Below are 6,554 nucleotides of genomic sequence, written 5' to 3' on the forward strand. Positions count from 1 at the left end.
TACTATCTTGCCTGGTGCCGTCGATAGCCGGGGGATCAAACTGCATCACATGCGCTGCGATAACACTACCCAAGGCCGTCGTGCTGGCCGTGGTACCGCTCGACCAGCGAGGGAAGATCCCGGCTCGGGTTGGCATTCGCTGATGGCGCCACGCGATGGCGCCGGTGCAGGCGGGACCTCACAGGATGTCGCCGAGTATCCGGCCAAGCTACCGGCCACGGCCAAGACGCGCATTTGCGTCGGGTAGCTGCACGCGCAGGTAGAACAGCACCGTCTCGCACAACGCCACGAAACTTACCTTCTTGAATGCGCGCGTCCCAGTGAAGTTAAGTGGAGGACCACCAAGCAGCGCGGCGCGCAACGTCGTCCCTTCCAGCCCATCGAGGGCCAAGCGCCGCCTGAACTCCCGCCAGGCTTGCCGCGGATGAACCGTAAGCAGGACCCCCGCGTTACGCGCGCACACACCGCGGCCGAGCCAGCCTGCAACGGTGTCGGACGATACAACCGCAGACAGCCGCCTTTGGTCATCCTCCGATATTCCACTGGTGATCCTTCGCTGATCCAGCATATCCGCAATCGCGGCCGTACTGAGACAAGAAAGTCCCGGCGTGAAGTCCTTCCCATGATCGGCGTACTTTGATGGCGAGAAGTGCCCCATGCGACACCTATCCTCCGGAGTGACGAGATGGTGCGACTTTCACATATGAAAGTTATGACTCGATATTCTCGAAAATATGCCTATTGCGGCACGCACGAGGGGGCGTAAGTTGGGGGTATCCGTACCTTCTACGTAGAATCTGACGTAATTGCCCAGAGGGCCCCTTGCCCGCAGGCCTACCTCTTTACCGGTCGAGACCCTGGTTGGCGCGTTGCGGGTTCATGGAGAGCTTCCTTTATTCTGCAATGGCCGATCCGGATTGCTTGGCCGGCCCCCCTAGAGCCCCTCCTTCCTGACGGTGTAAGTTGCCAGTTTGGGCGCCTTGCCGCTTCCGACATTCCGCGCCGAATGTGCCGAGCGATGAAGACCCGGGCGGCGTCGGCGGGCCGCGAGGCGGCCCATTGCCGCAGGGGTCGCCAACGCAGCTTGCCGTCTTACCGGAACGCATCCTCAATGCGATGCCGCTGGAACAAAAAAGGACTGGACCGCTTGCCTAGCTGAGAAGCAATATCCCGAATCTCCATTTTGCCAAAGCTGGGCTGATCGGCCTCTGGCGTTGATCGCAACACGCAGCCATCGTGTACGACCCGATCGCAGAGAACCTCGACCACCTCGTCGCAAGCCTCATCCACATACCGCCTACAGGGCTTGCTGAGGTCTATCTTAGATGGATTTCCCTCCTATATAGGGGATTCGAAAAATAATCACTCGTGCGCGTTATGAAATAGCGCCTCAATGCTCAACAGTTACGTCTGATATAAGCCTGACGAATTTGCAATGAGTCATGCGCTGGCCTAGTCTCCACATCGTGACGAAATAAAACGCCGCGTTCCGGTGTCCGGCATTGATCACCCCAATACAGATAATCAGCAAAGACGCTGAATCATACCGCGCAAATCAGATTAAACCACGTTGAATGGGCGAGGTGTGATTTTAATAAAATCGTCGTCGATGTTATTTTTTATATGGCTAACCAGACCTATCGTGAAATTCACCGGGATTGCCGAAAACCGGAAAAAGAGTAGGCGCGAAGCGAGGAGACCATCATGGCAGAAGCTAATGCACCCGTCAAAGGCAAGGCGGCCGTAGATTCAACCCAGAGCATCACCATCAATGTGATGACAACGATGAATGTCGAAGCCATCATTGCTGCTAATGGCTCATTGAGTCAGAACCCAACGAGTCCCACATCGATCGGTCATGGGAACATCTACATGGTTTCCGACGACCCCCGCGGCTGGAGCACAGGGGGAGACCCTGGCAACATTTCGCTCAACGCCCACGTCAACGATACTCTGTCATTTTACTGCAGCAGCACGTCCGGAAACTCGGACAGCGCGGCTTTTATCTACAGCCTATCGGGTGGTGGTTCGGTTCTCAATAACCCGGTGGTTAACGTCATCACGCTTCAAGGGGCCGCTCAACCGACGTCGCCTAACGGCTATCCTTTCAAATTTGTTCCGGAGAGCTTCTCCAGGTGCGATACCCTAGTAGCCAGCAAAGGCACGGCGCAGAACTTCTGGGCTTGTGCCGCACTGTTCACTGTAGATGACGATAACGAAAACCAAGTGTTGGCCGGATACGTTACCTGGGACCCGACCGTGGTCGTGGCTTGATTATTTGACGGCTTTTTCGGCAGTTGATGCGGGGCTGGAAATCTCATTTATCTTCCAGTCCCGTCAAACCGCTCCATCCTCGCGCTCTTTACCACCATCAGCGTGATGGGTGGCGGTCAATCTACCAGAGATAAGCATCAACAAGATTTATAGGCCGCATGTCGATGAGGCTTGCGACGAGGTTGTCGAGGCTTGGCGGACTGGGGGCGGGCAAGCACCGCCATGCGGTTGACGATGCCAACTTAATCTTGAGCATCGCCGAATAGCCGTGCACCACCTTCGCTTGCGCCGTAAGCTAAGAACGCCTGAGCCTTTGCGAAAAGGCGAATATGGGCACCACGGATGCACCCTTGGGAGCACCAGCGTCATTCTTGGTAACACCCGGCGCGGCATCATCGCGATTGAAGCCATTCCTCGCGACATCCTTGCATTGTTTTTGGCGCTGGGCCAGCACAGCCGGCGACGTACCGTTCACGAAACGGTAGGTGTAGATCACATTGCGAGTCGCCCGCAGTCAAGCCCAGACGTTAAACCTGGCACCATGGCCCTTGAATGGGGGACCATTGCGCTCTAAGTTGGAGACACCCGCCCCTGCGATCGCAGGGCCGGAGCGTGCAACCGGAGACAATGATGACAACCCCGATTTCTGTCGTGAAAACAGCCTATGAGGCGTATGGCCGCGGCGACGTCAATTCCATCCTCGATCTGGTGGCCGACCAGGTCGACTGGAAAATGGTAGGGCCACCGCAGATTCCCTACACCGGGCAACGCACCAACAAGGCCGAAGTCGCCAGCTTCTTCGCACAGCTCGCGCAGGCGGACGACACAGAAATTTTCGAGCCGCGAGAGTTTATAGAGTCAGGCGAGCATGTGGTTGTACTCGGCTTCTTGCGGGGAACCGCGCGTCCTGAAGGTAAGTTGGTTGAAACCGAATGGGTGCACGTCTTCACGGTCGTCGACGGCAAGATTCGGCGCTGGAAGGGCTTCGCCGATACGTCGATCCGCTTTCTATAAGGTAAGACCGGCAATTTTCTACCCGTCGGATTCCCAGGCTTTGTCAACTTGGCAATATCGACACAAGGCAGCGGGGAGCGTGCCCACTGCTCAGGAGACGGTTGACGGATTCTTGGCCACGTCAGTGAATTTATTCAAAGTAGCGAATCGCGCAACGAGGTGTTTGCGGTAGAGCGAAGCGCGTAGCAGATGCCGTTTCAGCACGAAGTGCTGCCGGATCGGCTCGAAGCTGGACAGGAAGTTTTGTATGCGCTTCGGATCGCGGAATCCACGCATGCGCAGCTCGCGTTCGCGGGTCGGCTGGTGGCTGTTCTCGGTGCGATTGTTCACGCGGACGGAGGCCTTTACGAACATGTGCCTGATGCTGGCCAATTCGGGAATGTCGGCCCTTGCGGCCGGGTAGCTGCGCAGCTGGTCGGTGACGATCTTGCGCGGCTCCGGGCACGCGCAGAAAGAAGCGTTTGGCGGCGGCCTTGTCGCGCCGCGTCTGCGGCAGGATGTCGAGTTCGGCGGCGCCATGGTCGTCGACCGCCCGCCACAGCAGGTAGGGCTCGCCGCGCAGCGCCACGAACATCTCGTCGAGATGTCACGTGTTGCCTGGCTTGCACCGTGCGGCTTTCACACGATGCGCGAACTCCGCGCCAAAGTTTTCGCACCAGCGGCGGATCGTCTCGTAGCTGACGATTCCGGCGCGCTCGAACAGCAATTCCTCGATGTCGCGCAGGCTGAGGCGGAAACGGAAATACCGGCGCACCGCACAACTGATGACGACGGCGGGAAAACGGTGACCGTGATAGAACGAGTTCTTCTTCATCGCGCCATCCTACGCGACCTCCCCAACGTGACAGTGCCCGTGATCTCCCTCCTTAGATTTGATTGACCAGGGGCTGGAGCGTGAGCCGAAAGGCCGCACGCGCGGCGGTATCGGCGCGGTCCGCGTCATCCTTGGCCACCAGGTAGTCGGCCTCGGTCACTGTGGCATTGCGCGTCGAGGAAGCGCAGCGCCGCGCGCAATACCGCGGGGGACGGCCTCGCATCGGTAGACGACGAGCGCAGGCACCGACGCGGAAATGCTCCACCGTCTGCCCGGCGTTGACAGCCCACTGCAGCCACGCCGGCATGGCGCAGCGACCGTCCCAGCCCTGCCCCTGCACGTTGCGCTAGCGTGCCGCGCAGGGCGGTGGCGGTGGCTCGGCAACGCAGCCGGCGGCTTGCGGGTCGGTCAGGGTCAGACCGTGCTGGGCTATCTGGATGCGGACCAGGCTATCGCTTGCGCGCGCTCGATATCGATCGATATGGCGTAGGTGAATGGATTGGGGGCGACGCCCGATGCCGCGTCGAGTCGTCTTGGAAAAACATTGGGCTTCAAGGTTGTCCGGGGGCGGCTGTTATGGCAAACCGCGCCGGCGGGAGTGCGTGGCTCGCCCTCTTTGCTTAAGCCTTAATCAAATCCGCAGAGGCCGCCTGCTACCTGCCCCCGCGCGGCTTGTCCACAGGCTTGTCCCCGCGTGCGGTGGATAAATCAGCCGACACCCCCGCCGTCCTCTCTTAGGTCGGCCCGGGCTTGAACTTGGTGCGCGTCACCGGCATCCGGCGCTTGGCACCTACCGGGCGGCACGTCGTGGAGGCTTTCGCGGCCCGCCGTACGGCCGCTTCCAGTTCCGCCCGCAACCCTTCTTCTGCCGCCTGCACTCGCTCGAACGCCTGCCCTGCCTCCGCCTGTAGCCGCGCCTGTTCCTCGGCTTCGGCCTCGGCGGCGTCTAGCGCCGCGCCTGCTCGGCCTTCTGGCGCAGCGTGTGTTCGTGGTCGACCTCGCCCAGCGCGCGACCCTCGCTGGCCCGCTCCTGCGCCACTGCGACCTGCGCGCGCGCGTTCCAGTTCCGTCGAGGACTGGAACACGCGCTTATCACGAGCTGCGTGCGCCCTAACAGGCTGCTGAAGTACCTCGACCACAAGTCAGCGTATGGACATATCGAAACGTTGATCTGAGAACCCGACAAGAATCACTCTCCCACATCGCATGCGCGGCGCAGACACCTTTACCGAAAGCCTGTTCACCATGCGACGGCTGGATGATTTCGTTCCCAAGTCCCACCCGCTGCGCCCGATCCGCACCATGGTAAATCAGGCCGTGGCAAAGATGGATCGGCTGTTCGCAGGGATGTATGAGGCCGACATCAAGGGCGGTCGCCCGAGCATCGCGCCGGAGAAGCTGCTCAGAGCGATGTTGCTGCAGGTGCTCTACAGCATCCGGTCCGAGCGCCAACTGATGGAGCAGACCCAGTACAACCTACTGTTTCGCTGGTTCATCGGGTTGTCGATGGACGACGCAGTCTGGGTGCCCACGGTGTTCACCAAGAACCGGGCGCGCCTGATCCAGCATGATGCGGTGATTGGATTTTTCAACGAGGTGCTGGCCCTTGCGCAGAAGAAGAACTGGTTGTCGGGCGAGCACTTCAGCGTGGACGGCACGCTGATTCAGGCGTGGGCTGGCCACAAGAGCTTCGTTCGCAAGGATGGCAGCGACCGCGACGACGATAGCGGCGACTTCAGGGGGGACAAGCGCAGCAACGACACCCATCAGTCCAAGACCGACCCCGATGCGAAGCTCTATCGCAAAGGCAAGACTGGCAGCGAACTGCGCTACATGGGGCATACATTGAGTGATAACCGCCACGGCCTGGTGGTCAGCGCCCTGGTGAGCACCGCTGACGGACACGCCGAGCGCGAGGCTGCCAAGGTCATGCTTAACGATGCCCGACAGGTGGTGGACAACCCGGACACCGAGATCACAGTGGGTGCAGACAAGGGCTACGACGCACAGGAGTTTATTGAGGCGTGCCTGGAGATGAAAGTGACGCCGCATGTCGCGCAAAACACCTCGGGTCGGCGCTCGGCGGTTCCTGATGCCATTGCCCGCAGCGAGGGATATGCGATCTCGCAGCAAAAGCGCAAGCTGATCGAGCAAGGCTTCGGCTGGGTCAAGACGGTCGGGCGCATGCGCCAGGTGATGGTGCGTGGACTGAAGCGGGTCGACCAGATGTTCGTGCTGAGCATGGCCGCCTACAACCTCGTGCGCATGCGTTCGCTGGGACAAATCCGTCCGCAGTTGCAGTAAGCGGGCAAAGAAAGCTGGAAATGGGCGCCCAACAGCCGAAAAACTCGATTCCGGGGCGCGTAGTTTCCGGATTGTGAAATCAAGCAGTGCTCACCTGCTCGGGCGGAAAGCATACCGTGTGTGCGGCGAGTACTTCAGCAGCCTGCTA

At 59.9% G+C, this 6,554-nt stretch carries 4 protein-coding genes and 1 pseudogene; 3 read left to right on the forward strand and 2 right to left on the reverse strand.

Going from position 1 to position 6,554, the window contains the following annotated elements; all coding sequences use genetic code 11:
- Positions 1–208: 208 nt before the first annotated feature.
- The gene (locus tag AB4061_RS37530) at positions 209–658 is read right to left on the reverse strand and encodes a hypothetical protein (RefSeq protein WP_441641167.1); all 450 of its coding nucleotides are present in this window, start codon (positions 656–658) and stop codon (positions 209–211) included.
- A gap of 1,046 nt (positions 659–1,704) precedes the next feature.
- Between AB4061_RS37530 and AB4061_RS37535 the strand changes: the two genes are divergently transcribed.
- Both AB4061_RS37535 and AB4061_RS37540 read left to right on the forward strand, forming a co-directional pair.
- Positions 1,705–2,274: an inclusion body family protein gene (locus tag AB4061_RS37535; protein WP_441641168.1), complete on the forward strand. Its 570-nt coding sequence runs from the start codon at positions 1,705–1,707 to the stop codon at positions 2,272–2,274.
- Between the two features lie 630 nt (positions 2,275–2,904).
- Complete coding sequence (locus AB4061_RS37540; RefSeq protein WP_441641169.1) at positions 2,905–3,288, forward strand: nuclear transport factor 2 family protein; 384 nt, start codon at positions 2,905–2,907, stop codon at positions 3,286–3,288.
- A gap of 90 nt (positions 3,289–3,378) precedes the next feature.
- Here AB4061_RS37540 and AB4061_RS37545 read toward each other — a convergent pair.
- Positions 3,379–4,102: pseudogene (locus AB4061_RS37545) on the reverse strand (IS6 family transposase).
- A gap of 1,206 nt (positions 4,103–5,308) precedes the next feature.
- On the opposite strand from AB4061_RS37545, the gene AB4061_RS37550 reads away from it, so the two are divergent.
- Positions 5,309–6,406, forward strand: coding sequence for an IS5 family transposase (locus AB4061_RS37550; protein WP_441641170.1), 1,098 nt, complete (start codon positions 5,309–5,311; stop codon positions 6,404–6,406).
- The last annotated feature ends 148 nt before the right edge of the window (positions 6,407–6,554 follow it).

The sequence above is a fragment of the Cupriavidus sp. YAF13 genome, from assembly GCF_052113425.1.
Taxonomy (GTDB): Bacteria; Pseudomonadota; Gammaproteobacteria; order Burkholderiales; family Burkholderiaceae; genus Cupriavidus.